The organism is Streptodolium elevatio, from assembly GCF_053592165.1.
The window spans coordinates 91669-117673 of sequence record NZ_JBSFVE010000019.1 but is presented as its reverse complement, the minus strand read 5'-3'; the positions used below and the strand labels follow the sequence as shown (position 1 = coordinate 117673).

At 72.0% G+C, this 26005-nt stretch carries 22 protein-coding genes and 1 tRNA gene; 6 read left to right on the top strand and 17 right to left on the bottom strand.

Annotated elements, in window-relative coordinates; translation table 11 throughout:
* Positions 1-69: 69 nt before the first annotated feature.
* The 5 genes from ettA to ACWD12_RS29950 form a co-directional block, all read right to left on the bottom strand.
* Positions 70-1734: an energy-dependent translational throttle protein EttA gene (gene ettA, locus ACWD12_RS29970; protein WP_358349395.1), complete on the bottom strand. Its 1665-nt coding sequence runs from the start codon at positions 1732-1734 to the stop codon at positions 70-72.
* A 277-nt stretch (positions 1735-2011) separates the two neighbouring features.
* The gene (locus ACWD12_RS29965) at positions 2012-2443 is read right to left on the bottom strand and encodes a single-stranded DNA-binding protein (protein ID WP_450102177.1); all 432 of its coding nucleotides are present in this window, start codon (positions 2441-2443) and stop codon (positions 2012-2014) included.
* Between the two features lie 260 nt (positions 2444-2703).
* Complete coding sequence (locus tag ACWD12_RS29960) at positions 2704-4347, bottom strand: GTPase (RefSeq protein WP_450102176.1); 1644 nt, start codon at positions 4345-4347, stop codon at positions 2704-2706.
* Positions 4344-6017 carry a dynamin family protein gene (locus ACWD12_RS29955; RefSeq protein WP_450102175.1) on the bottom strand — a complete coding sequence of 558 codons (1674 nt, stop codon included), beginning with the start codon at positions 6015-6017 and terminating at the stop codon, positions 4344-4346. Before ACWD12_RS29955 ends, ACWD12_RS29960 begins: the two co-directional genes overlap by 4 nt.
* A gap of 199 nt (positions 6018-6216) precedes the next feature.
* Entirely contained in the window at positions 6217-7290 is a 1074-nt protein-coding gene (locus ACWD12_RS29950; RefSeq protein ID WP_450102174.1) for a Gfo/Idh/MocA family protein, read from the bottom strand.
* Positions 7291-7535: 245 nt separating this feature from the next.
* Between ACWD12_RS29950 and ACWD12_RS29945 the strand changes: the two genes are divergently transcribed.
* Positions 7536-7608: transfer RNA gene (locus tag ACWD12_RS29945), tRNA-Arg, on the top strand.
* A 445-nt stretch (positions 7609-8053) separates the two neighbouring features.
* Positions 8054-9502 carry an argininosuccinate synthase gene (gene argG, locus ACWD12_RS29940; protein ID WP_450102173.1) on the top strand — a complete coding sequence of 483 codons (1449 nt, stop codon included), beginning with the start codon at positions 8054-8056 and terminating at the stop codon, positions 9500-9502.
* Positions 9503-10112: 610 nt separating this feature from the next.
* Here the strand turns inward: argG and ACWD12_RS29935 are convergent.
* Together ACWD12_RS29935 and ACWD12_RS29930 are read right to left on the bottom strand one after the other, a co-directional pair.
* Positions 10113-11909 (bottom strand): ABC transporter ATP-binding protein, encoded by a 1797-nt coding sequence (locus tag ACWD12_RS29935; RefSeq protein WP_450102215.1) that lies wholly within the window; start codon positions 11907-11909, stop codon positions 10113-10115.
* 83 nt (positions 11910-11992) lie between these two features.
* On the bottom strand, positions 11993-13684 hold the full coding sequence (locus ACWD12_RS29930; protein ID WP_450102172.1) for an ABC transporter ATP-binding protein: 1692 nt from the start codon (positions 13682-13684) through the stop codon (positions 11993-11995).
* A 215-nt stretch (positions 13685-13899) separates the two neighbouring features.
* Here ACWD12_RS29930 and ACWD12_RS29925 point away from each other — a divergent pair, with 215 nt between their 5' ends.
* Complete coding sequence (locus ACWD12_RS29925; RefSeq protein ID WP_450102171.1) at positions 13900-14337, top strand: CBS domain-containing protein; 438 nt, start codon at positions 13900-13902, stop codon at positions 14335-14337.
* Positions 14338-14639: 302 nt separating this feature from the next.
* Here ACWD12_RS29925 and ACWD12_RS29920 read toward each other — a convergent pair whose 3' ends face one another.
* From ACWD12_RS29920 to ACWD12_RS29900, 5 genes are all read right to left on the bottom strand, one after another.
* Positions 14640-15170 (bottom strand): hypothetical protein, encoded by a 531-nt coding sequence (locus tag ACWD12_RS29920; protein WP_450102170.1) that lies wholly within the window; start codon positions 15168-15170, stop codon positions 14640-14642.
* 153 nt (positions 15171-15323) lie between these two features.
* Positions 15324-16013, bottom strand: a complete 690-nt coding sequence (locus ACWD12_RS29915; protein WP_358349371.1) for a response regulator transcription factor — start codon at positions 16011-16013, stop codon at positions 15324-15326.
* Positions 16010-17266 (bottom strand): sensor histidine kinase, encoded by a 1257-nt coding sequence (locus ACWD12_RS29910; protein WP_358349368.1) that lies wholly within the window; start codon positions 17264-17266, stop codon positions 16010-16012. Before ACWD12_RS29910 ends, ACWD12_RS29915 begins: the two co-directional genes overlap by 4 nt.
* 541 nt (positions 17267-17807) lie before the next feature.
* Positions 17808-18824: an NAD-dependent epimerase/dehydratase family protein gene (locus ACWD12_RS29905; RefSeq protein WP_450102169.1), complete on the bottom strand. Its 1017-nt coding sequence runs from the start codon at positions 18822-18824 to the stop codon at positions 17808-17810.
* A 116-nt stretch (positions 18825-18940) separates the two neighbouring features.
* Positions 18941-19243 carry a hypothetical protein gene (locus tag ACWD12_RS29900; protein WP_450102168.1) on the bottom strand — a complete coding sequence of 101 codons (303 nt, stop codon included), beginning with the start codon at positions 19241-19243 and terminating at the stop codon, positions 18941-18943.
* A gap of 141 nt (positions 19244-19384) precedes the next feature.
* On the opposite strand from ACWD12_RS29900, the gene ACWD12_RS29895 reads away from it, so the two are divergent.
* Positions 19385-19756, top strand: coding sequence for a GntR family transcriptional regulator (locus tag ACWD12_RS29895; protein WP_450102167.1), 372 nt, complete (start codon positions 19385-19387; stop codon positions 19754-19756).
* Positions 19757-19882: 126 nt separating this feature from the next.
* On the top strand, positions 19883-21055 hold the full coding sequence (locus tag ACWD12_RS29890; protein ID WP_450102166.1) for a DUF5925 domain-containing protein: 1173 nt from the start codon (positions 19883-19885) through the stop codon (positions 21053-21055).
* 99 nt (positions 21056-21154) lie between these two features.
* Here the strand turns inward: ACWD12_RS29890 and ACWD12_RS29885 are convergent, their stop codons facing one another.
* Positions 21155-21934 (bottom strand): exodeoxyribonuclease III, encoded by a 780-nt coding sequence (locus ACWD12_RS29885; RefSeq protein ID WP_358349358.1) that lies wholly within the window; start codon positions 21932-21934, stop codon positions 21155-21157.
* 128 nt (positions 21935-22062) lie between these two features.
* Here ACWD12_RS29885 and ACWD12_RS29880 point away from each other — a divergent pair, with 128 nt between their 5' ends.
* Complete coding sequence (locus tag ACWD12_RS29880; protein WP_358349355.1) at positions 22063-22413, top strand: nucleotide pyrophosphohydrolase; 351 nt, start codon at positions 22063-22065, stop codon at positions 22411-22413.
* Here the strand turns inward: ACWD12_RS29880 and ACWD12_RS29875 are convergent.
* The 4 genes from ACWD12_RS29875 to ACWD12_RS29860 all read right to left on the bottom strand — a co-directional run bounded on the left by ACWD12_RS29875 (position 22376) and on the right by ACWD12_RS29860 (position 25966).
* The gene (locus ACWD12_RS29875) at positions 22376-23140 is read right to left on the bottom strand and encodes an ABC transporter ATP-binding protein (RefSeq protein WP_358349353.1); all 765 of its coding nucleotides are present in this window, start codon (positions 23138-23140) and stop codon (positions 22376-22378) included. The two genes, ACWD12_RS29880 and ACWD12_RS29875, sit on opposite strands and share 38 nt — an antisense overlap.
* Positions 23133-23903: an ABC transporter ATP-binding protein gene (locus ACWD12_RS29870; RefSeq protein WP_450102165.1), complete on the bottom strand. Its 771-nt coding sequence runs from the start codon at positions 23901-23903 to the stop codon at positions 23133-23135. The genes ACWD12_RS29875 and ACWD12_RS29870 overlap by 8 nt, the downstream gene beginning before the upstream one ends.
* Complete coding sequence (locus tag ACWD12_RS29865) at positions 23896-25005, bottom strand: branched-chain amino acid ABC transporter permease (RefSeq protein ID WP_450102164.1); 1110 nt, start codon at positions 25003-25005, stop codon at positions 23896-23898. The genes ACWD12_RS29870 and ACWD12_RS29865 overlap by 8 nt, the downstream gene beginning before the upstream one ends.
* Positions 25006-25093: 88 nt before the next feature.
* Positions 25094-25966, bottom strand: a complete 873-nt coding sequence (locus tag ACWD12_RS29860) for a branched-chain amino acid ABC transporter permease (protein WP_358349345.1) — start codon at positions 25964-25966, stop codon at positions 25094-25096.
* Between the last annotated feature and the right edge of the window lie 39 nt (positions 25967-26005).

Here is a 26005-nt window from a genome sequence, read left to right as displayed (position 1 = left end):
CAGCCACGGGTGGGTGGAACTCCCCCGCACACGCGGGGAGACCGTGGACTGTCCGCGTCGGCGTCCGGGTCAGCCGCGGGTGAGCTTCTTGTACGTCGCGCGGTGCGGACGGGCCGCGTCCGCGCCGAGACGCTCGACCTTGTTCTTCTCGTACGAGTCGAAGTTGCCCTCGAACCAGAACCACTTGGACTCGCCCTCGTAGGCGAGGATGTGGGTCGCCACACGGTCGAGGAACCACCGGTCGTGGGAGACGACCACGGCGCAGCCCGGGAACTCCAGGAGCGCGTTCTCCAGCGACGACAGGGTCTCGACGTCGAGGTCGTTGGTCGGCTCGTCGAGGAGCAGCAGGTTGCCGCCCTGCTTGAGGGTGAGCGCGAGGTTGAGGCGGTTGCGCTCACCGCCGGACAGCACGCCGGCCGGCTTCTGCTGGTCCGGGCCCTTGAAGCCGAACGCCGACACGTAGGCGCGCGACGGCATTTCGACCTGTCCGACGTTGATGTAGTCGAGGCCGTCGGAGACGACCTCCCACAGCGTCTTCTTCGGGTCGATGTTGGCGCGGCCCTGGTCGACGTACGAGATCTTGACGGTGTCGCCGACCTTGATGTTGCCGTCGTCCGGCGTCTCGTCGCCGATCAGCATCTTGAACAGCGTGGTCTTGCCGGCGCCGTTCGGACCGATGATGCCGACGATGCCGTTGCGCGGCAGCGTGAACGACAGGTCGTCGATCAGCACCTTCTCGCCGAACGCCTTGTTGAGCTGATCGACCTCGATGACCACGTTGCCCAGGCGCGGGCCCGGCGGGATCTGGATCTCCTCGAAGTCCAGCTTCCGCATCTTGTCGGCCTCGGCCGCCATCTCCTCGTAACGGGCCAGGCGCGCCTTGCTCTTGGCCTGCCGGCCCTTCGCGTTGGAGCGGACCCACTCGAGCTCTTCCTTGAGCCGCTTGGCGCGCTTGGCGTCCTTCTGGCCCTCGACCTTGAGACGGGTCTGCTTGGTCTCGAGGTACGTGGAGTAGTTGCCCTCGTACGGGAACGCGCGGCCTCGGTCGAGCTCCAGGATCCACTGCGCGACGTTGTCGAGGAAGTACCGGTCGTGGGTGACCGCGACGACGGTGCCGGCGTACTTCTCCAGGTGCTGCTCCAGCCACTGCACCGACTCGGCGTCGAGGTGGTTGGTGGGCTCGTCGAGCAGCAGCAGGTCGGGCGCCTCCAGCAGCAGCTTGCACAGCGCCACCCGGCGGCGCTCACCACCGGACAGGTTCGTGACCGCCCAGTCGCCCGGCGGGCAGCCGAGCGCGTCCATCGCCTGTTCGAGCTGGGCGTCGATGTCCCACGCGTTGGCGTGGTCCAGCTCCTCCTGGAGCTTGCCCATCTCGTCCATCAGCGCGTCGGAGTAGTCGGTCGCCATGAGCTCGGCGATCTCGTTGAAGCGGTTGAGCTTGCCGAGCGTCTCCGCGGCGCCCTCCTGGACGTTCTCCAGGACCGTCTTCTCCTCGTTGAGCGGAGGTTCCTGGAGGAGCATGCCGACGCTGTAGCCCGGCGACAGGAACGCGTCGCCGTTGGAGGGCTGCTCGAGACCCGCCATGATCTTGAGCACGGTCGACTTGCCCGCACCGTTGGGACCCACGACGCCGATCTTCGCGCCGGGCAGGAAGGACAAGGTCACGTCGTCGAGGATCACCTTGTCCCCGTGCGCCTTGCGGGTCTTCCTCATCGTGTAAATGAACTCCGCCATGCTCCCGATCCTAGGGTCTGTCGATATCCGCTCCGGACGAGTGTCCTATGCGGCGCGGGGCGGGGGCGAACCCGACCGGACACCGACGGCCGCGGCGGAACACCACCGGAGTCCGTACCTGCCGGACAGGGGTTCCGCGATGCCGTACGGCTCGACGGCCGCTGATTCGGCCGCTGATTCATCGTGCTGCCCGGGTGGCGGACGATTCCCGCCCCCGGAACGCCTGCTCAGGCCCCCCGCCTGGGCCGCGCCGATTCGTGCCTCGCCCATGAGTGTCCTACGCCGCACGCGCCCGAGGCGAATCGGATTCGGTGCGTGCCACGGAGATGTGACCCGCGTCGCTTTCCCGGCGTGGGGCGCGCGTGAACTGCGAGGTTCCCCGTGCCAGATCGTGGCCGAGTGAATACGCCTCGACGTCCACGCTCGTGTGCCATCGCTCGTCCCGCTGCCATTCGCGGACGCAGAGTCTGCCGGCGACCACGAGCGGATCCCCTTTCTCCACCGAACTCATGGTGTGCTCGGCCAGCCGCCGCCACGCGACCACCGTGTAGTAGCTGGACTCGCGGTTGACCCACCGGTTCGCCTCGCGGTCGAACCTGCGCGGCGAAACGCCGAGCCGGAACCTGGCCATGGGGACGCCGTTGCCGGTGACCGACGTGCGTACCTCACTGACGACGTTGCCGATGAGCGTGACAAAGGTGTCGTTCACGACGGGGCCTCCGTTGGGTGCGGTTCGTCGGCTGGGTCGGGTCGGCGTCGCGTTGCCGTGCCTCAACGATCCACGACCACCGGGTGCCGGATCGCCGTCCGGCGTGAATCTGTGGACAACTTTCGGTCGCGGGGCTCGCGGTCGAACGCATCGGCGAGGAATCCGCCCGGCGGGGCGGCAGCGGGCGTTCGAATCGTGCGGCGCCATCCCCCGGGACGGTGGCCCTTCGTCCACAGATCGCGGAAGTGGCTTGCGCGGCGTCAGCGGACGTGCAACGGCTCGCGAGCGGCGACGAACAGCGCGTGCGCCTCGCGATAGCGCTCGAGTTCCCCGTTGGCGGGTTCCACGAGGTACTCGTCCACCACGTCGGCGACCCGGTCGGCGAGCTGCCGTTCGACCGCCGCCTGCCGCTCCCGCGCGGCGTCGATACGCCACGACTGCTCGGCGTACGTCGCGCACACCGCCGACACGATGCCGACGAGCAGCGGCAGGAGCGCCGCGTACCAGCCGTTCCAGGGGCCCACCGGCTCTACGCCGGCCAGGGCCAGGGCGACACCGGCAATCCCGAGACACGCCAGTGCCACGCCCACCCAGCGGACCACGGCGGCCACACGCACCTTGGCGGGCAAGCCGGTCAGACCTGGCAGTCCCGGCACTCCAGGTGGTCCAGACGCGTCCGACGCCGTCGACAGTTCGGCCTCCAACGCGGCCGGCACACGCTGCGCGCCGCGGCCGAGCGCACGGCGTACCTGCGCCGCCCACGGCTCCGGAAGACCGCGCGTCAGCTGGGCGGCGGCCCCGCGTACGGCCAAGTCCACCCGGTGCGTCTGCACCGGCACCCGCCGTCGAGGCCCACCGGTGCCCGTCCGGACCGCCCGGCCCGCCGTGCCCGCCGACGCGGCGGCAGGCGAGGCGGCGGACGCGGCCGCGACCGCGCCGAGGCCCGCCGCCGTGCCCAGGCCCTTGAGCAGTTCCGCGCGTACCTGTCCGGATACGGGTTCGGCGCCCGGCACCACGCCGGTGAACTCGGGGTCGATCTCTTCGGTGATGTGGTCGAGATCCGCCGCCAGACGCAGGATTGCGGCACGGCGGCCCGCGGCGACGGCCGTGACGATGTCGCGCAGTTCGCGCACCCCTTCGCCGGTGACCGCCGATGTCGCAACGAGCCGCACGTCCGGCAGCCCGTCGGCGGCCAGTAGGCGCCGCAGGTCGGGAAGGCAGTCGTCGGCGCCGCCTTCGGGCAGCCGGTCGACCTGGTTCAGCACGACGGTCATCACGTCGCCGTGCCGGGCCAACGGGCGCAAGTAGCGTTCGTGCACGGCGGCGTCCGCATACTTCTGCGGATCGAGCACCCAGATCAGATGGTCGGCCGCGGCGACGAACCGGTCGACCTCGTCGCGGTGCCCGGTCTCCACGGAGTCGTGGTCGGGCAGGTCGACGACGACGAGGCGGGACAACACCGGGTCTTGCAGCGGGCCCGTGTCGTCGAGTGCGCCGTGTCGCGGAATCTGCCGGGAGCGCGGCAGGCCTAACAAGTCGAGCAGCGGCCGGGCGCTCTCGGGGTCCCACGCACAGGCCAGCGCGGTGTCCGTCGTCGGTCGGCGCGCCCCGGTCCGCGACAGATCGAGGCCGATCAGCGCGTTGAACAACGAGGACTTGCCGGACCCGGTGCCGCCCGCGAGTGCGACGACGGCGTGTTGCGGTGCGGTACGCAGCCGTGCGTCCGCACGGTCGAGCAACGCGCGTACTTCGGCGAGGTGTTCCGCGGCCATGCGGCCGTCCGCCGCGACGGTCATCCGGTCGAGTGCGGACAGCCGTGCGAGCACGCGCGAAGGCTCCTCCGCGGTCCCGTAGTCATGACCGGCGTACGGCCCGGACCCGAAGCGTTCGGCCGCCCCGCTCATCCGGCCCTCCTCATCGCGTCCGTCGCCGCGCCCAGCCGGTCGCCGGGCACGGTGCGCAGTGCCCGGACAGTGCGCATGTGCACATCCCGCTGGGCGTCGAGCAGCTGCGCGGCCCGACCGCGCACCGACGCGCGCAAAGGCTCCATCTCGGCGGCGAGAGCTGCCGGAAGAGCCGCACGCGCCTGCGTGGCCGCCTCACTCCCGCCTGAGGCGTCGGAGTCAGTCGTGTTGCCGGCAGAGTGGCCACCGGCGCCCGTGTCCGCGTCATAGCCGAGCGCCGCGGTCATCAGAAGTACGCCTGCCCGCGCCCGTCCTGACGTCCCATCAGGTAGGCCGGCGGCCGCGCGCGCCACCACCTCCGCGCGCCACTCGGCCGCCGCACGGGCCGCCGCCGCGCGCGGGTCTGCCGTCGTGTCGGTCTCGGACCCAGCCTCGGACCCAGCAGCCCCAACGTCCCCCGACCCCGTCGCGCCGCCGGGAATCCGGTCGTCGACCAGGGCGAGGCCGCCCGGTCTGCCGCGCCAGCACGTCGACGTGAGCCCGGCGGCGCGCTCGGCGACGTCGCGGAACAGGCTCTCGACACCTTCCACCAGCGCCGCCTCCAGTTCCGGCACGCCGGATTCGGGCAGGCCCGCCGACACCCAGGCCCGCCAGTGCGCGAGCACGTCGCCGGTGAGGACCGAGCCGCCGCGCAGCGCTCCGTCGACATACCGGCGCGCGGCGGCGTACGCGCGGTCCACGCACACCGCGAGCGCACCGACCGCCTCGTGCTGCCGCCCCGCGGCCCGGCCCAGTGCATCGGCACGGTCGGGAAGGCTGCCCAGAACGCCGCCGAGTGTCCGACGTACGGCCGTCTCGCGCGTATCGGCATGCATCGCCCGGTCGTACAGCCAGGCACGGACGGGTGCGATCTGATCCCGCGTCAGCATGCGGCCGACGAGAGTCGTCTCCGGGAGCGCGAACAGCGGTACGCCGCCGAGGCCCGCGCCGCCGAGCAGCGCCTCGAAGTGCGGGCGGATCTCGTCGAGGTCGCCATCCGGCACCCGGTTGAGCACCACCGCGATCTCGGCGGTGCGCTCCCGCGCGACCTGCAGCAACCGCCACGGCACCGCGTCCGCGTAGCGCGCCGCCGTCGTGACGAACAGCCAGATGTCCGCGGCACCCAGCAGGCGTACCGCGAGCGCACGGTTGGCGCCGTCGACCGAGTCGATGTCGGGGACGTCGAGGACCGCCAGCCCCTGCGGCACGCGGTCGTCGACCCGGAGCACCAGGGCCGGCCCCTCACCGGCCGCCCGTGTCGGACGGGCGGCGCGGCGCAGACCGGGGAGCACACGCGTGCCGGAGAACCAGCGGCGGTCGGCCGCACGGCACACGAGGACCGGTACGCGCGTGGTCGGGCGCAGGACTCCTGCGGGACTGACCTCGCGACCCACCAGCGAGTTCACCAGGGTCGAGCGGCCTGCGCCCGTCGATCCCCCGACGACCGCGAGCAGCGGCGCCTCGGGGTGTCGTAGGCGCGGCAGGACGTAGTCGTCGAGCTGGGAGACCAGTTCGGTGCGCGTACGCCGGGCCTCGCCGGCACCCGGCAGGTCAAGCGGCAGAGGCAGGTCGGCGGCCTCGTCCCGCAGCCGGGCCACCGCCGCGGACAGTCCTGCGCTCGCGCGGCTCACCACGTCATCACCACGTCATCACCACGACTGCACAATCCCCAGTTATCGGGGAAAATCACCCAGCCGTTTCGGTGACGCGCTGCGCACGCATGCCACCGGCCTCACGAGCGCCTCTCCCGGGCCGCCGCAACAACCGCCCTGGTCGCACCCACGCCCACGCCCACGAAAGCATCTCGCGGCGCGTCCTGCGCGTGGCGGGTCACGCGGGGGGCAGCGACACGACCACACCCTCACGCGACGACTGCCGTGCGGCCTCGATGACCTCCAGAACGGCGATCGACTCGGCCAGCGGTACCGGAGAGGGCGCACCCTCGCGCAGCGTCGCCGCGACCTCCCGGTAGAAGTCCTGGTAAGCGCCGGGCATCGTGCGCAACGGGCGGGCGTCGTCCGGCGTGCCGACCTTCCCCCACGCCTCGGCCGGCTCCTCACCCCAGTCCGGCGCGTCGGGCGCGGCGCCGGCGCGCAGGGCGGCCTCCTGGACGTCCATGCCGTACTTCACGTACGCCGCCTTGCTGCCCAGCAGCCGAAACCGCGGGCCGATGTCGGCGGCGGTTGCGCTCATCCACAAATGCGAGCGCACACCGCCCGCGTGAGTCAGCGCCACGAAGGAGTCGTCGTCGACGGCGACGCCCGGGCGGCTCAGGTCGAGTTCGGCGTACACACGCTCGGGGCGTCCGAACAACGCGACGGCCTGGTCGACGAGGTGGCTGCCGAGGTCGAACAGGATACCGCCGAGCGCGGCCGGATCGGCGTCCTCCTTCCAGCCGCCCAGCGCGGGCTGCGGCCGCCACCGCTCGAATCGTGATTCGAAGCGCAGGACGTCGCCGAGTTCACCGTCGGCCACCAAGCGGCGCACCGTACGGAAGTCACCGTCCCAACGCCGGTTCTGGAACACGCACAGAGTCCGCCCGCGCGCCTCGGCCAGTGCGGCCAACTCCCGTCCCGCGGCGGCACTTCCGGCGAACGGCTTGTCCACCACCACGTGGAGACCGGCCTCCAGCGCCTCGCGCGCGAAGGGGGCGTGGAACCGGTTCGGCACCGTCACCACGGCGAGGTCGAACTCGTCGGAGCGGTCGAACAGCTCCGTGGCCGCGGCGACGATCTCGACGCCGTCGCCGTACCGCTCGCGCACCGCCGAGGCTCGCTCCGGGTTGCCGGTGACGACGGCGGCCAACTCGAAGTCCGGCAGAGCCTCCAGGAACGGCGCGTGAAACGCGGCGCCGCCCAGCCCGTACCCGATGAGCGCCGCGCGCAGCGGCCTGGTGCCGTTCATTTGTGTACGTCCTCGCAGGTGGTTGGCCATGACCGGGCGGAGCCGGTCCATCCGGAACCGGCCGTCGCACCTCCCACGACCGACCGTGTCCGTTTTGCCAGGAACCGGAACCCGCCTGATCACATTCTGGCCGCCAACTGCGTCTGATCAGGTAACGGTCGCGGCGGCGTGGGCAGTACCAACGGCAAGCGGCTCTATTGTGTTGTGCCGCGGCCGGATCCCGTGCATGATCCTCAATCGCCCCAGCCCCCGTAGCTCAGCGGACAGAGCAGGCGCCTTCTAAGCGCTTGGTCGCAGGTTCGATTCCTGCCGGGGGCACATCAGGTACACAAGGCCAGGGTTCTCCCTGGTCAGCATAGATCTACGGAGCGTAAAGGCCCGGTAAGCGCCGCGCTCGGGGGACTTCGGGGAAGGCATCGACCAAGCGCTCCGGCGCTTCTTCTCTTTCCGGAAAACACGCCGCTTGTTCGCACTACCGGGCGAACTCATCGGGACTCTCACCGGTTTCGCAAACAGCGTCGAATACCGCCGCGCTGACCGTCCCAATCCGCCTCTGGCGGACGTACGGACGGGCGCTTGCGCGAGCGCGGCGCAGCTGTGCGTCCGGCAACCGCGTACGCCGCGGACACGCCCGGCCTTTTCACCCTCTCGGGTACAAATGGCGTCGCGCCTGATCGAGCCGCCCGATCAGGCGGCCCGACCCGAATACGCGGCCCCAACCTGCGGCCTTGCATATTCATACGGGCTGGTGCATAGTCTTGCCATGTCCAAGGTCCTCACCTCCCTTCCCACCGGAGAGCGCGTAGGCATCGCCTTCTCGGGCGGGCTCGACACCTCGGTCGCCGTCGCCTGGATGCGCGCCAAGGGCGCCATCCCCTGCACGTACACCGCCGACATCGGGCAGTACGACGAGCCCGACATCACGTCCGTGCCCGGCCGCGCCTCCACCTACGGCGCCGAGATCGCGCGACTCGTCGACTGCCGTGCCGCGCTGGTCGAGGAGGGCCTCGCCGCGCTCGCGTGCGGCGCGTTCCACATCAGGTCCGGCGGGCGCCCCTACTTCAACACCACTCCGCTGGGCCGTGCCGTGACCGGCACGCTGCTGGTGCGGGCGATGCTCGAGGACCGGGTGCAGATCTGGGGCGACGGCTCCACCTTCAAGGGCAACGACATCGAGCGGTTCTACCGCTACGGGCTGCTGGCCAACCCGCACCTGCGCATCTACAAGCCTTGGCTGGACGCGGACTTCGTGACGGAGCTCGGCGGCCGCAAGGAGATGTCCGAGTGGCTGCTCGAGCACGGGCTGCCCTACCGGGACTCCACCGAGAAGGCCTACTCGACCGATGCCAACATCTGGGGTGCCACGCACGAGGCGAAGATCCTCGAGCACCTCGACACCGGCATCGAGACGGTCGAGCCGATCATGGGCGTGCGGTTCTGGGACCCGTCGGTGGCGATCGCCGCGGAGGACGTGACCGTCGGCTTCGTCCAAGGCCGTCCGGTCAGCATCAACGGCAAGGAGTTCGCCTCCGCGGTCGACCTGGTCATGGAGGCCAACGCGATCGGCGGCCGGCACGGCCTCGGCATGTCCGACCAGATCGAGAACCGGGTGATCGAGGCCAAGAGCCGCGGCATCTACGAGGCGCCGGGCATGGCGCTGCTGCACATCGTCTACGAGCGCCTGCTCAACGCGACCCACAACGAGGACACGGTCGCCGCGTACCACAACGAGGGCCGCCGGCTGGGCCGCCTGCTGTACGAGGGCCGGTGGCTGGACCCGCAGGCGCTCATGGTGCGGGAGTCCCTGCAGCGGTGGGTCGGCACGGCGATCACCGGCGAGGTGACCGTCCGGCTGCGGCGCGGCGAGGACTACTCGGTGCTTGACACCCGGGGCCCCGCGCTCAGCTACCACCCGGACAAGCTCTCCATGGAGCGGACCGAGGATTCGGCGTTCGGCCCGGTGGACCGTATCGGCCAGCTCACCATGCGGAACCTGGACATCGCCGACTCCCGCGCGCGGCTCGAGCAGTACGCGGGCCTGGGCCTGGTCGGCACCGACCACCCGACGCCGATCGGCGCGGCACAGGCCGCCTCGACCGGCCTGATCGGCGCCATGGACAAGGGGGACGCCCAGGCGATCGCGTCCCGCGGCGAGGTCTCGGACGAAGAGGCGCTGCTCGACCGCGCCGCAATGGAGTCCGGCACCGACTGAGGCCGACGCCACAACGACCGCCAACCGCGCGACATATCGCACACCGCAACGACGATGGGCCCGCCGGAGCACCACCCGGCGGGCCCATCACCGCATATGTCACCGACCCGCCCAATCCAGACGAGCCACCTACGAGCACACCCGGCCGGTCGCGGAGCTTATCCGACAGCACACCTGCAACAGCCGTCCCTATGGGGGTAGTTGGTGTGCCCCAGGACAGTTGATGGCGGGGGGACGGTAGAGGGGGCCGGGGAGTTTCCGCGTCGGCTACGGAGTGTCTTCACATTCCCGCCGAAAGCCCGCGGGCAGTGGTGCTTGCACGCCGGGCCTTGCGGCAAGGTCCGTAACCCGGCGACTTGCGAGGGCGAAGGAGGGCCGCCGGGCCCGGCGCACGCCCGCAACGTGCCACGGTTCGAGAGGGCCCGGCGGAAATTCGAAGACACGACCCAGGGGTCATGGGCTGAGCGCATTCACGGTCGGACACCGTCACGACGCGTGGTGACGGTCGATCGGGATCACCGGCGGCCACGGCTGACCAGGTGGGTCGTCACCTGGCAACGCAGGCCGAAAACCTCGTCGACCGCGCCACCTTCGACGGCGCTTTGTGCGGCTAGCCGGTCGCCTTGCGGGTACCGGACCAGGCCTGCCAGAGGGCGGCGTACTGGCCGTCGGCGGCCCGTAGTTCGTCGTGTGTGCCGATCTCGACCACGCGGCCCGCGTCCAGGACCACGATGCGGTCGGCGGATGCCGCCTGCGTCAGCCGGTGCGCCACGACCAGGGCGGTACGCCCCTCCAGCGCGCGCGAAGCCGCCGCTTCCAGGGCCCGCGCGCCGCTGCTGCCCGCCTCCGCCGTCGCCTCGTCGAGGATGGCGACCGGCGGATCGGCGAGGACGAGTCGGGCGAGCGCCAGTTGCTGCGCCTGAGCGCCCGTCAGAGCGTGGCCCCCGGTTCCCACGACCGTGTCCAGGCCGTCCGGCAACGCCTCGGCCCACGACAGCGCACCCACCCGCTCCAGCGCCGCCCGGAGTTCGCCGTCGGCCGCCTCGGGCCGGGCCAGCCGCAGGTCGTCAGCGAGCGGCCCGGAGAAGACGTGGACCTCCTGCGTGACCAGCGCGACGGTACGCCGCGTCAGTTCCGGCCCCAGGTCGGCCAGCGCGGCGCCGCCCACCGACACCGTCCCGCCGGACGGCACGTGCACGCCCGCGATCAGCTTCGCCAGCGTCGTCTTCCCGGCGCCGCTCGCGCCCACGACCGCAACGTGCTCGCCGGGCGCCAGGACCAGGTCCACGCCGGCCAACACCTCGGGCCCGCCCGCGCCGTACGCGTGCCGCAGCCCGCGCACCTCCACCGACGCACCGGACGCCTCGGCGCGGTGCCCCTCGTCGGGCGCCGGCTGGTCGGCCACGCCGACGAGCCGGGACAGTCCGGCCATCGCCGACTGCGCGTCGTCGAGGAGTACGAGCGCGTTGTTCATCGGTCCGAACAGCGCGTGGAAGTACAAGGCCGCGGCGGTGGCCGTGCCGATGGACGCCGACCCGTCCCGCACCAGCAGGAACCCCGCACCCAACACGGCGGTGAGGCCCACGAATTCGGCGATGTGCAGGCGGCAGTAGAAGCGCAGCACCAGGCGTACGCCGCGCAGCGTGAGGTCCATCGCCTCCGCCGAGCGCCGCTCCGCACGGGCGCGGTGCTCGGTGCCGAGGCGGAACGCACGTACGGTGGCGGCTCCCCCGATGCTGTCCAGCAACTGCTGCTGCCGGGCGCCCGCGGCGACCCGGCCCGCGGCGTACAGCGGGACGGCGCGGCCGACGTACCAGCGAGCGGTGTGCAGTTGCACCGGGACCGCGAGCAGCGCGGCCAGCAGGAAGCGCCAGTCGAGAAGGGCCAGCGCACCCAGCGTCAGCACGATCGTCAGGACCGACCGCACCAGCACGGGCAGCGCGCGCCGCACGGCCTCGGCGACCAGCGACACATCGGCCGTGACCCGTGACGTCAGGTCCCCGGAACCGGCCTTCTCCACCTGCTCCAACGGCAGCCCGAGCGCCCGTTCGACGACGCGCTCGCGCAGGGTCGCGAGCACCGTCTCGCCGAGGCGCGCGACCAGCGAGAAGCCGTACGCCACCGCCGCCCCCTGGGCGACCGCGACCAGCACCAGCCCCACGACCGGCCAGGTCAGGGCATCGGCGGACTTCCCGTCCGCGACGAGGTCGACGATGTGCCCGAGCAGCGGAGCCGTCATCAGCTCGATGACGGTGGCCGCGACCATGACCACCAGGGAGGACCACGCGAGCACGCGGTGCGGGCGTACGAGCCCGCCGATCACCGCCCGGGTGCGCGCGGGGGTCGCGGTGGGCAGCAGCTCGCGTTCGGAGTCCGGCTGTTCGCCGGACTGCCGAGGCCCGGATATTCGGGTGCCGAGGACGTCTCCCGGCGTGTCCGGGCCGGGCTCGTTGCCCGGGTCGTGCGCGCGTTCCTGTCCCACGCCGGTCGTCACGCCAGCACCGCCGTCCGGTAGTCCTCGTGCCGCAGTACCAGGTCGGCGTGCGGTGCCGTGTCGACGACGCGCCCCTCGGCGAGGAACACGACGCGGTCCGCGACCGCGAGCAGCGCCGGGCTCGTGGTCACCACGATGGTGGTGGCGGAGCGCCGCAGGTCCCGTACGCCGGTCGCGATCCGCGCCTCGGTCACCGCGTCCACCGCCGTCGTCGGATCGTGCAGCACCAGCACGGCCGGATCGGCCGCCAGCGCACGGGCCAGGGCGACGCGTTGGCGCTGCCCGCCGGACAACGAACTGCCGCCTTCGGCAAGGACCGTCGCGGTGCCCTTCGGCAGGGCGTCGGCGACGTCGTCGGCACCGGAGGCGGCAAGTGCGCGCTCGACGCCGACGCCGTCCGCGCCCACCGCGGCGACGTTCCATTCGAGCGAGCCCTCGAACAGGTCGGCATCGTGCGCCGCCACCAGGACGGCGGACCGCAGTCCGTCGGGCGCCAGCAGCGGCAGCGCCACGCCGTCCAGCTCGACCGTGCCGGCGTCCGGGTCGGCGTCGCGGGCCAGGCAGCGCAGCAGCGCCGCGGCCTCCGCGGGATCGACCGCGACGACCGCGACGAACTCGCCGGGCGCGGCCTCGAACCCGACGGCGTGCAGCGGACCGTGCGCGAGGTCCCGGACGACGAGGCGTCCGCCCGCCGGCTCGGTCGGCCGCACGTCGCCGGGCGGCACCGAAGGCGGCGCGCCCAGCACCTCGGCGATGCGCGCCGCCGACGCCCGTGCCTGGGCGAACTCGGCGTTGATGTAGGAGAACATCGACAGCGGGCCGAGCAGGAACTGTGCGAGGCCCACGGCGGCGACGAGTTCGCCCAGGCTGATGCGGCCGTCGGCGGCCAGCCGCCCGCCGACCAGCGCCACCAAAGCGATGAACACCCCCGCCAGTGCGAGAACGACGCCGCCCTGCCACGCCTGCGCCCGGGCGGCCCGAAGCGTCGCGGTCAACGAGTCGCGGCTCGTGGTCCGGTAGCGCGCGACCGCGGCGGACTCGCCGCCAATGCCTTTGAGCACCCGCAGTCCCGCGACCAGGTCCGCCGCGACCCCCGAAGCGTGCGCGGCCCGCTCCTGCTCCGCCGAACTCCGGCGCTCCAACGGCTTGCCCACCATGTGCCCGAGCCACAGCAGCGGCGGCGCGCCGAGCAGCACCATCAGTCCCAGCGGCAGCGAGATGCGCAGCAGCGCGACCGCGCCCACCGCGAGACCGGTGAGGCCGCCGATGCCGAGCACCACGCCCATGTTGACGCCGCCGACGCGCTTGGCGTCCTCGGTCGCGACGTTGACGAGAGCGCCGGGCAGCCGTCCGCGGTCGGCGCCGCCGACGGGGTCGAGGACCCGGTCGACGATGCGCAGCCGCAGGTCGTGGGCGGCGATCTCGGCCGCCTGCTCCCCGGCGCGTGCGCCGAAGCGGAAGCCGAACGCCAAGACGAGGTACACGACGGCGAGCACCGCGATCCACACCGCGAACGCGCCCGCGTCGTCGTGGGCCACCGCGCGGTCGATGACGACACCGATGAGGACCGGCACCGCAGCCTCGCCCGCCTGGTGCCCGGCACCTAGGACGGAGGCCAGGGCCACCCGTCGCGACTGCCCGCGTACCGTCTGCCGCAGCACCGTGCGCCCTGTCAGCGCGTCACCCATCGCCACCCCGCCCGCCCGTCACCGCATCCTCCGGAATACGCCCGGCTCCGGGCATCGTGAACGAAGGTGAGGCTAGCCTAAGCGCGCGTCAGCGGACAGACCTGATCACATCCGGTCCTCAGTGCTCACCGCCGCACCGGCGCCAAGTGGCGGGGCCTCCGGGGGTCTGTTGTGATCGAAGCGTCCGACCGTTTGACGAAAGGACAGGCTCTGCCATGGACACGACCATGATGAAGGCCCGTGACGTGATGCACTCCGGCGCCAAGTGCGTCCCCGAGGACGCGTCGCTCATGGAAGCCGCGAAGATGATGAAGGACATGGACGTCGGCTGCGTACCGATCTGCGGCACCGACGACCGGCTCAAGGGCATGGTGACCGACCGCGACATCGTGCTGCACTGTTGTGCCGAGGGACGCGACCCCGCCGGCGTCCGGGCCGGCGAACTCGCCGGGAACCTGCACTGGTGCGACGCCGACACCACGCTCGACGACGTGCTGGACATGATGGAGACGCACCAGATCCGGCGCCTGCCGGTGATCGACACGCAGAACGGCCACCGGCTCATCGGCATGATCAGCGAAGCCGACCTCGCCCGGAACGTCACCGACCACCAGATCGCCGAGTTCGTCGAGAAGGTGTACGCCGTCTCCTGACACCCGCCGGTCCCCCGGTTCGGACCGCCGCCCGGGCACCGGCCGCCGCGCCGAGGACGCGGCCTCCCCAGACGGTCGCCAGCATCAACGCGACCGTGCCCACCACCAGCAGCACCGGCGACACCGAGTCCAAGGCCGCGGGAACCCGCCCGTCCGGCACCCGCCCGAAGGCCCCCGGCCAGGTGCGGCCGACCAGCACGGCGGCAATCCCGCCCCCGGCCAGAGCAGAGACCGCCCGCCCCGGCACCGCGCCCCGCGCGGCCGCCGGGGTGGGCGTCCGCTCGGTCACCGCGGTCCGCCGGTCACAGGAACACCGGTTCGTTCTCCGCCCGTTCGCGGATCGCCCGGAGCCAAACCCGCCGGATCAGCCCGCTCGGCGGCCGGATCACCGCCCAGTACGTCCGGAAGACCCGCCTCGAACGCTCGTCGGTCGCCCACACGCGGGTCTCCGTCGTGACCGTCGACCCGCGCCGCAGGAAGTTGAAGACGATCTTGAGGTGGCCCGGCTCGTCGAACGCCCGCATCGCATCGGCCGGCAGTTCGCCCGCGATCGGCACGCGCCGTCCCGTCCGCGTCGACAAGAAGCCGATCACCAGCTCGTTGTCCGAGCGGTCCAGGACGGTGAAGCCGTCCTTCGTCATCGACGACAGGATGCGCGGATCCGCCGTCGCGTCGCGGCCGACGAAGCGCAGCGCCATCAGCCTTCGGAAGACCGGGACCTCACGCCACGTCAGCTCCTCGATGGCCCGGAAGACCGTGTCCGCGTAGGCGTCGATCTCGATCGTGTGGCGTTCGCGGAAGTGCCATTCGGGGAGAACGTCGTCCAGGCGCATGGCGGGCGTACCCTTCTTGCGGCGGAGGATCGCCCGATCGGTGCGATCGCGTACGGCGATCATCGCGCCCGCACGCGCGCGTCGCGTCGCCCGGCGGAACGGTCGTGGGCTGCCCCGCGCGCTGTAGCCGGCACCTGCGCTACCCCCGGGGGACTACCCCTCCGGGACTATGCGCTTCGGCCGCACGAGGCCCGACTCGTAGGCCGCCACGACCAATTGCGCCCGATCGCGCAGGCCGAGCTTCGCGAGCACGCGGCTGATGTGGGTCTTGACGGTGTTGGGGCTCATCGCCAGCCGCAGGGCGATCTCGTCGTTCGTGAGCCCGGCCGCGACCTCGCACAGCACCTCGCGTTCACGCTCGGTCAGCGCGTCGAGCAGGGTCTCCCCCGCGGCGGCGTCCCGCGGAGTGCGGATCAGCGAGCGCGTGAACATGTCGATGACCTGCCGTGTGATGCCCGGCGACAACAGCGCGTCGCCGCGCGCGACGACCCGGATGGCCTGCACCAGTTCCTCGGCCTCGGCGTCCTTGACCAGGAACCCGCTCGCCCCCGCGCGCAACGCGGCGTACACGTTGGCGTCCTCGGCGTACGTCGTCAGGATCACCACCCGTACACCGGCCAACTCCGGATCCCCGGCGATGCGCCGCGTCGCGGTCAGGCCGTCGACGTCCGGCATCCGGATGTCCATGAGCATGACGTCGGGCCGCTGTTCGCGGGCCAGTGCCACCGCCGCACCGCCGTCGGCCGCCTCGCCGACGACCTCGAAGTCCGGCTCGGTGCCGAGGAGCGCGCGGAAACCCGTGCGCACCAGCGCCTGGTCGTCGGCCAGCCCGATCCGGATCATCCCGCCTCCCCTCGTCGCACGGCCAGCGGCAGGCGCGCCGCGACCCGGAACCCGCCGCACGGTCCGCCCTCCCCCGAGGTGACCGCCCCGGCGACGAGCGTGCCGCCGACCGACTCGGCGCGCTCGCGCATCCCGGGAAGCCCGTGCCCGCTGCCCTGACCCTCGGTCAGACCGCGGCCGTCGTCGACGACTTCCAGGACCAGTTCGCTGTCACCGTACGCCACCCGCACCCGGGCGGACGCGCCGTGTCCGGCGTGCCGCAGCACGTTCGTGAGCGACTCCTGCACGATGCGGTACGCCGCGTGCCCCGTCTCCGCGGGCAGCGCCACCGCCGCCCCGGAGCGCTCCAACTCGACCGGCACACCGGCGTTGCGCACCGCCTCCAGCAGCGTGCCCAAGCGCTCCAGACCGTCGTTGTCCGGCAGTCCGGTCTCGCGCAACATGCCGACTGTGGACCGGAGTTCGCGCAACGCCTCGCGGCTGGCGGTACGGATGGCGATCAACGAGTCGCGTACCTCCGGGTCGGGATCGCCCAACAACCGCAGCGTCGCGGCCGACTGCACCGCGATGCCGGCCATGCTGTGCGCGACCACGTCGTGCAGCTCGCGTGCGATCCGCAGCCGCTCCTCGGCGACGCGCTTCTCCGCGTCGCGGACCGCCTGCGCGAGGCGGGCCTCCGCCGCCTCCCGGCGCACCCGGACGACCTCGCCGACGAGCACCGGCCCGCCGAACGTCGCGAGGACCACGGCGTAGAAGAGCGTCACCGAGCCCATGAACGTCGCGGCACTGTCCAGCGTGCGGGCCATTCTCGGCACCCAGAGGCTGCACATGGCGACGATGAACATCAGCGCGGCGACCGCGGTCCTGCGCCGCCGACCGGCGGCCGCCGTGGCGTACAGGCACAACATCACCGGCAGCACGATGGGCCCGACGGGATAACCGCGCATCATGAACGCGGCAAGCACGCCGCTCTCCGCGACGAGCGTCCAGCGCGGCCACCGGGACCGCGCCACCAGCAGCAACGACGCGGCCACCAGCAGCACCCACGCCAGCCAGTCGACGTCCTTGCCCTCGAGACGGCTCGGCTCCCCGCCGCCGGTGTCGAGCACATAGACCGGCACCGAGACGATGAAAACCCCGATGACCTGCACCGGCAGCATCGCGAGCGCCAACGCGACATCGACCGCGGGCAGCCCGAACACCCGCCCCGGAAAACGCTCCGGCAGCCCCGCCAACCCACGTATCGGACGCACGGCCCCACCCTACGGACGCCGAAACCCCCACAAACCCCCGGCCGCCACCGCGTCCGAAGACCGCGAGGTGAGGAAAGACCCTCGGCCGGGGCCAGCGGTCGGCGCGCAAGGGAGTGAGGAAGAGTCACGCACCGGGTCGACGCGTTGGCCGGTCACCGCGCCACTCGGGCAACCAAAGGACCGTCGCACCGGCCGGATGTCGACACCGGTCCGCGAGCGAGTCGGTCGGGGGTGAGTTGGCCGATCGTGGACGGCCGGGTCGGTTGGCGGCTACCGGCGTCGGGCCTGCGGCAGTGGGCCGACACGTGAGCCGATGAGGGTAGGCGCGCGAATGGACGGTGGGTGAGCGCGTAGGACGAAGTGCGCGCACCCGCGCGTGGCCGAGTTGGGCCAGGGGCGGAGCGCACGCGAGTCTCCGGGTCAGTGCGTGACGGATGGACAGGGGTGCGGGCGACGCAGGTGCGGCCGTCGGCTTCCCCGACCGCTGTTGTCGCACGCTGCCGCTGCCGCGCTGCCACTGCAGTTGCACGCAGGCGCGGGGTCAGCGGGTGGTCCACTCTTTCAACAATGCCTGTTCCTTTTGCGGGGTGATGCCTTGGGAACCGGTGTGGGAGCGGTACTTGGGGAGGGTTTCCGGCGCACCCTCGGACGTGAGCCAAGCCCAGGTGTCGGCGACGGTTTCCCGGACCGGGCGGGTTTTGAGGCCCGCGGCGGCGGCCTTCGCGGGGTCGGGGAGCCAGACGCCCGCCAACTCGTCGGTCGGCGGGGTCCACAGCGGGAGTTCGGTCCACGGGGCGACGTCGCGTTCGAGCAGGAAGTCGTCGTCGACCCAGACCAGTTCCGCGTGCGAACCGGTCGCCGCGACGCAGTCGCCGAGCCATGCGCCCATCGTCGTGTTGGCCGGCGAACCGCTCACGAGGTAGCGCCCCTCGGCGCGGGCCTCGATCTGGTCGAGGATGAACGCGGCGAGGTCGCGTACGTCGATGACCTGCATCGAGCGGTCCGGATCGCCGGGGGCCAGCACCCGGCCGCCGGCGGCGATGCGGCGCAGCCACCACGGCAGTCGGCCGACGTTCTCGTACGGGCCGAGGATCAGGCCCGGCTGCACGACCAGCGCGCGCCCGTCGAAGCCGCTCTCGACCGCACGCTCGCAGCCCGCCTTGAGTATCCCGTAGTCGCCGTCCCCCTCGTCGGCGTCGGGCGCGCACGCCAGGCGCGGCGACTGCTCGTCGACGCGCTTCGCCGGCCAGTCCCCGTACGCCGAGATGCTCGAGACGAACGCGTAGGTCTCCGCACGGCCGTTCAGCGCCCGCACCGCGTCGCCGACGACACGCGGGGTGAATCCGCAGACGTCGACGACCGCGTCCCAGCGCCCGGAGGACGCCAGCCGCGCCAGGTCCGCCTTGTCCTCGCGGTCGCCGCGCACGGTCGCGGCGCCCGGCACGTCCGTGCCGGTGCGCCCCCGATTGAAGGTCGTGACCGCGTGTCCCCGCGCCAGCGCCGCTTCGACGACGGTCCGTCCGACGAACACCGATCCGCCGATCACCAGAATGTCCATGTACCGAGACTTCCCCGGTCGACGTCACGATGTGTACGGATTCGCCTCTCGGCGAACGGATTACGCGGGCGGGTGAACGGACTTGCCGCGACCGCGAAGGCCGGCCGGCGCCTGGGTCAGTGGTCGTCCCAGTGCCCGTCGTGCCGTGCGTGGCGGTGGCCGTCGTGGATGTAGTCGACGTGGTCGTCGTGCGGCACCGCGACGTGCCCGCAGCCGTCGCCGTGGTCGTGATGGTGCCCTTCGTGCACGTGGTGCCCGCTCGGCGAGCACTCGTCGATGTGCCCGTCGTGTACGCGATGGATGTGCCCGTCGTGCACGTAGTCGATGTGGTCGCCGTGCGGTACCGCGACGTGGCCGCATCCCTCGCCGTGCTCGTGGTTGTGGTGCCGGTGCTCCTGGTGGTCGACCGCGGTGCCCATCGCGTGATCAGCCCCAATCCCAATCTGCCGTGTCCTGCTGTCCGGGCAACGATTCATGCAGGCATGGGACACGGGATCAACGCGCCACACCGTCACCCGCGCGAGCGGTCCGCGGCCGTGTGGTGCGCGAGACTTGCCGCCATGGAGATCACGCTGGACCCGGATTCGCAGGTGCCGCCGTTCGAGCAGGTGCGCGAGCAGATCGCCGAGCAGGCCCGCACCGGGGTGCTGCCGGTCGGCACGAAGCTGCCGACCGTACGCGCCCTCGCGGCCGAACTGGGCCTCGCGGTCAACACCGTCGCCCGTTCCTACCGCGAACTGGAGGCCGACTCCGTCGTCGAGACCAGGGGCCGCAACGGCACGTTCGTCGCGGCGGTCGGCGACACCGCGCGCCGGGAGGCGGCCGCGGCGGCGGGCGAGTACGCGCGCCGGGCGGCACGGCTCGGCCTCGGCCACGACGAGGCCCTCGCCGCCGTGGTGATCGCGCTCGACGCGGCGTACGAACCCCGCTGACACAGCGTCAACTGTCCTGACCGGTGAGCGAACAAGGGTGCGACCCCGGGTGCCCGGACGGCCGTAAGGCGTCCGGGTTGGGCAAAACCGCTGTACGCACGCCCCGGCGGCACGGATGATCGAGGCATGTCCATGCCCCGTCAGATACCGGCCCGGATCCACGGGGTGGAGGCCGCCGAGACCGGCGGCGGCGACGCGTCGCCGTCCCTCGACCCCTCCCAGACCCTGCCCTACTCCCTCGGACTCGACGATTCGGACACCCCGTACGACGTGATCGACGCCCTCACGCTGGCCGAGTTCGTCTCGGGCCGCCAGCCGTGGGCGAGCACCACCCGGCTCGACCGCATCCGGCCGGGCGCCAAGCTGGTGCCGCGCGGTGCGAAGGTGCTGCGCACCGTGGAGGAGGACGACCGGCAGTCGACCCTCGCCGCGGGCGAGGGCTGGACCCTGCGCGCGGTGGTGTGGCGCAGCGGCGGCGGCGAGGTGACCGTCACCGCGGACAACCCCAAGACCGGCCGCGCGGTGATGAAGAAGGCGGTCAAGAACGCGAAGGCCGAACCCCTGCCGCAGGACGAGTCGGTGGCGATGGGGTTCTGGTACCACTCGGCACGGCGCGGCCCGTACCGCACGACCCGTTCGATCACCGCGGCGCCGTGGACGCAGATCCGCCGCAACTACACGGGCGCGACCGCCTCGGCGTTCGACAAGCTGATGGCGGTGGGCCGCGAGGACGTCGCGGGCCGCCTGATCCTGCTGCACGGGCCGCCCGGGACCGGCAAGACGACGGTGCTGCGCTCGCTCGCGCGCGAATGGCGCGACTGGTGCCGGATGGACTGCGTGCTCGACCCCGAGGCGTTGTTCGGCGACACCGGCTATCTGATGGACGTCGCGATCGGCCGCACCGGCGAGGAGGACGATTCCGAGCACACCCGGTGGCGGCTGCTCGTCCTGGAGGACTGCGACGAGCTGATCCGCGGCGAGGCCAAGCGCTCCACCGGGCAGGCGCTGTCGCGTCTGCTGAACCTGACCGACGGGCTGCTGGGCCAGGGCCGCAACGTGCTCGTGGCGATCACCACCAACGAGTCGCTCGGCCAGCTGCACCCGGCGGTCGTACGCCCGGGCCGGTGCCTCGCGCAGATCGAGGTGGGCCCGCTGGACTTCCAGGAGGCCACGGCGTGGCTGGGCACGTCGAACGGCGTCGGCTCGGCGTCCACGCTCGCGGAGCTGTACGCCCTCAAGAACGGCGCCGCCCCCGTCGAGGCGACGCGTCCGCCCATCGGTGACGGGATGTACCTGTAGCACTCGGCCGTCGAGGTCCGCGGATCCGCCCGAAGCCCCGGCTCCGGGCGGGCCTGCGGACCTCGACGCCGTTTGCGCGCAGCCCCGCGCACCCGCCGGTCAGAGGTCCAGGTCCACGACCACGGGCGCGTGGTCCGACGTGCCCTTGCCCCGCCGGGCCTCGCGGTCCACGTAGGAGTCCTTGACGGCCGCGTTGAAGGCCGGGTTGCCCATCACGAGGTCGATGCGCATGCCCTTGTTCTTCTGGAAGCCGAGGTTGCGGTAGTCCCAGAAGGTGAACGGCACGTCGTACTTGAGCGCGCGCGGCATGACCTCTTCGAGGCCGGCCTTGCCCAGCTCGACCAGCGCGGTGCGCTCGGCCTCGCTCACGTGGGTGGCGCCCTCGAAGAGCGTGATGTCCCACACGTCCTTGTCGGTGGGGGCGACGTTGAAGTCGCCGAGCACCGCGAACGGACGCTCGCCGGCCGCGTCGAACGCGACCGCCGCCTTGAGGGCCGTCAGCCACTCCAGCTTGTACGCGTAGTGCGCGTGCACGAGCTCGCGGCCGTTCGGCACGTAGACCGACCACACGCGCACGGATCCGCAGGTCGCGCTGATCGCGCGCGTCTCCTGCACGCCCTCGTACTCGGGTCCGCCCTCAAGGCCGCGCACGACGTCCTCCAAGCCGACCTTGGACAGGATCGCGACGCCGTTCCAGCGGCCGTCACCGTGTGCGGCGACCTGGTAGCCGAGCGCCTCGACGGCCTCGTACGGGAAGGCGTCGGCCGTGCACTTGAGCTCCTGGAGGCACAGGACGTCGGGGGCGGCGCCCTCCAGCCATTCGAGCATGCGCGGCAGCCTGGCCCCGACCGAGTTGATATTCCAGGTGGCGACCCTCATGCGACCGTGACCGACCTTTCCTCTTCGCTGCTGTGCCCTGTTCGGGTACGGCTGATACGTGGGCATGTCCGACGCGGCCATTGTCCCCCGTGCCACCGACACCGCGTCGTGGCGGCACACTGGTCCGCATGTCTTCTCCAGAACCGGACGTCATCGCCGAGCTTTCCGCCGCCATCAGGGCTTTCGCGGCTGAGCGCAACTGGGAGCCGTACCACACCCCGAAGAACCTCGTGATGGCGCTCAGTGTCGAGGCGTCCGAGCTGGTCGAGATCTTCCAGTGGCTCACTCCCGAGCAGGCGGCGCGCGTCATGGAGGACCCGGAGGTGGGCGAACACGTCCGGGAAGAAGTCGCGGACGTGTTCGCCTACCTGCTGGGTGTGTGCGGCGTTCTCGGCATCGACCTCGCGCAGGCCCTGCGCGACAAGATGGTCAAGAACGCGCTCAAGCACCCGGCTCCGCAGCCACCCCCCGGCAGCTGAGGAGCTCCCGGCCTCCCTGGGTGTGCGCCGCATCACGTTTTCCCAGGAAGGACGCCAGGAGCGAGTCGCGGTCGGCCAGTTCGTCGGCCGTGCCGGACAGGGCGAGGCGGCCCGCGGCGAGGACGTAGCCGCGCCCGCACAGGCGCAGCGCCTCGACCGTGTTCTGCTCGACGACGAGGACCGGCAGGTCGGTGGCGATGCGCGCGAGGGCGTCGTACACCGCGCGCACGACGACGGGTGCGAGGCCGAGCGACGGTTCGTCGAGCAGGAGCATGCGCGGTGCGGAGACCAGCGCGCGGCCGATGGCGACCATCTGCTGCTCGCCGCCGGACAGCGCGTAGCCCGCCCGGTCGCGCAACGGGACGAGGGCGGGCAGCAGCGCGTACACGTCGTCCTCGGTCCATCCGCGGCGTCCCGATGCCGCGATGCGGCCCATGCGCAGGTTCTCGTGCACGCTCAGGCTCGGGAAGACGCGTCGGCCCTCGGGTACGTGCACCAGTCCGCGCCGCGCGATCTCGGACGGCGAGTGCCCGGTGATGTCGGCCCCGTCGAACAGCACGGTGCCGCGGGCCGGGACGAGACCCGAGACGGCGTGCAGTGTCGAGGTCTTGCCCGCTCCGTTCGGTCCCAGCAGCGCGACCGCTTCGCCCGCGTCCACGCGCAGGTCGAGCTCGCGCACCGCGCGTGTGGTGCCGTAGTCGACGCACAGTCGGTTCAGTTCAAGCATCGTGGGCCGTCCCCAGGTAGGCGTCCATGACCCGCCGGTCGCGCCAGACCTGGGCGGGGCTGCCCTCGGCGACGATCCGGCCGGTCTCCAGCACGGTGATGCGGTCGCACAGCGCGTCGATGAAGTCGATCTTGTGGTCGATCACCAGCAGGGCGACGCCGCCGGCAGCCACCGCCCGTAGCAACACCAGCAGTTCGGTCGTCTCGTGGTCGTTGAGGCCGGCACTGGGCTCGTCCAGCATCAGCACGCGGGGGCAGGCGGAGATGCCGCGGGCGACGTCCAGGAGCCGCTGTTCGCCGTACGTCAGCACCGCCGCCGGAAGGCGTGCCTTGTCCGCGAGCCCGACACGCTCCAGCGCCGCGAACGCCGAGGCCCAGCGCGCCCGTTCGACCCGGAGCATGTACGGCCGCGCCAGCCATGCCGCGCCGAGCCCGCTCGCCCGCCGGTCCGGCGTCGCGACGAGGACGTTCTCCAGGCACGTCAGGTAGCGGTACGGCTGCGGCTGCTGGAACATCCGTACGAGCCCCGCCCGCCGGGACCGCTCGGGCCCGCCCAGCCGTACGCGGTGCCCGTCGACGACGAGTGAGCCGGTTGCCGGGACCACCCCGGACAGCGCGTTCAGGAGCGTCGTCTTGCCGCTGCCGTTCGGCCCGATGATGCCGACGACCTGGCCCTCCGCGACCGTGACGCCGACGTCGTCCACGGCGCGCACGCCACCGAACGACACGCGGATCCCCGAGGCCTCCAACACGGTGTCAGCCATGCGCACCGCCCTTCCCGACGCGGCGGAGCAACGACCGTGCCCGGCCCGCGAGTCCGATGAGCCCCTCGGGAGCCACCATGATCATGACGAGCAGCAGCGCGCCGTAGACGACGCCTTGGTACTCCTTGAAGTCGGACAGCAGCTTCGGCGCCCAGACGTAGAAGCCGGCGCCGAGCACCGGCCCCCAGATCGACCCGGCTCCGCCGAGGATCACCATCAGGAAGATTCCGATGCCGAGGTCCAGGCCGAACTGGTCGACGCCTACGAAGCCCTGCCAGTTGGCGAGCAGCGCGCCGGACAGGCCGCCGGCGACCGAGCCGAGGACGTACAGCATCAGGTGCACGCGGCGCACCGGGATGCCGGCGGTGCGCGCGACCATCTCGCCGTCGCGGGCGGCGACCGCCTCGCGGCCGACCGGCGAGCGCTCCAGGAACACGCCCAACAGGAGCGCGAGTCCGAGCACGCCGAGGAAGAGCCAGAACGCGCCGCGGTCCGAGTCGAAGGTGCGGCCGAACAGCGAGGCGTACGGCAGCCCGGTCACCTGCCCGTTGACGCCGGTGAACTCGCTGGTGCGGCTGAACACCACCATCCCGATCTGGGACACCGCCAACGTGCCGATGGCGAACGCGAAGTGCTGGGCTCGGGCGAGCGCGAGGCCGACGACCGCGGCGACGGCGCCGGCCGCCGCGGCGCCGCAGAGCGCGCTGAGCCAGAACGGCTGCCCCTGCTCGATCGTGTAGGCGCTCGCGTACGCGCCGACCGCCATCATCGTGGTCTGGCAGAACGCGAACCGGCCGCCGAGGCCGAAGATCCAGTAGAAGCCGATCCCCGCGAGCGAGTAGAGCAGCCACAGATCGAGCAGGTTCGTGCCCTCCGCGGAGGTGATCAGGTTGGGCGCCGCGACGGCCGTGGCGGCGACGAACACGAGGACGCCGAGGTACTGGTGGCGGCCGTAGACCGGCGGCTTCACGGTGCCGCGGGGGCTCGCGCCGAGGCGGGCGCGCAGGTCGTCGAGGCGCCCGGAGGCGGCGTCCAGGCCGGGTACGCCGGTCCGTTCCGTCGCCCCGTCGGGTGGTGCGGCAGGATTGTGTGTGTCGGTCATGGGCCGGCTTCCTCGGGGTTCTCTCGGGTTCGGTGTCGCGACGGCCGGGATGGGACCAAATCGCCTCCGGGGCACGCCTGTTCGTGATTCAAAGGCGTGCCGCGTGGGTCTTGAAAATCCCTTGCGGCCGCAGGGCGATCACCAGGAACAGCGCGACGTAGGGCAGCGCGCCCGCGTAGTCGCGCAGCACGTAGCCGCCCAGCAGTTGCTGGATGAGTCCGACGCCGAGGCAGCCGAGCACCGCGCCGCCCAGGTTGCCGAAGCCCCCGGCGACCGCGGCGGCCATGCCGCCGAGCATGATCGCGAACCCGAAGTTGAGGTCCAGCACGGTCAGCGGGGCGACGAGGATGCCGGCGAGTGCCGCGAGCGCGCCGGACAACGCCCACGCGGTCATCGACACGCGCCGGATGCGCACGCCGCACAGTTGCGCGGCGTCCGGATCCGCGGCGAGCGCGCGCACCTGGCGACCGAACGACGTGCAGCGGAAGACGTAGACGAGCACGCCGACCACGACGGCGGTGACGCAGATGATGAGCACCCGCTGCCATGCGATGGCCGCGCCGGCGACGTGCCACGCCCCGTCGCCGAGCGGGCCGGGCAGGCGGCGCGGTTCGCTGCCCTGCCAGATCCCGATCGAGGCGCGGATGACCAGGGCGGCGGCAAGCGTCGCGACGATGACGGTCATCTGCGGGCGTTTGCGCAGCGGGGCGTACGCGACGCGTTCGAGCACGATGCCGACGACCGCGAGCAGCACGATCGCCAGCAGCGAGCCGGGTACGACCGGCCAGCCGAGGTCGTCGATCGCCCACCAGGCGAGGAAGCCGCCGAGGGTGAGCAGGTCGCCGTGCGCGAAGTTGACCACGCCGGTGGCCTTGTAGAGCAGCAGGAAGCCGACGGCGGCCAGGGTGAGGACCGCGGCGTACGCGAGTGCGCCGGCGAAGAGGGCGATGAACGTCGCCATGGGAGCTCCTGGGAGGCGAGGGGCGGCGGCGCACCCGCG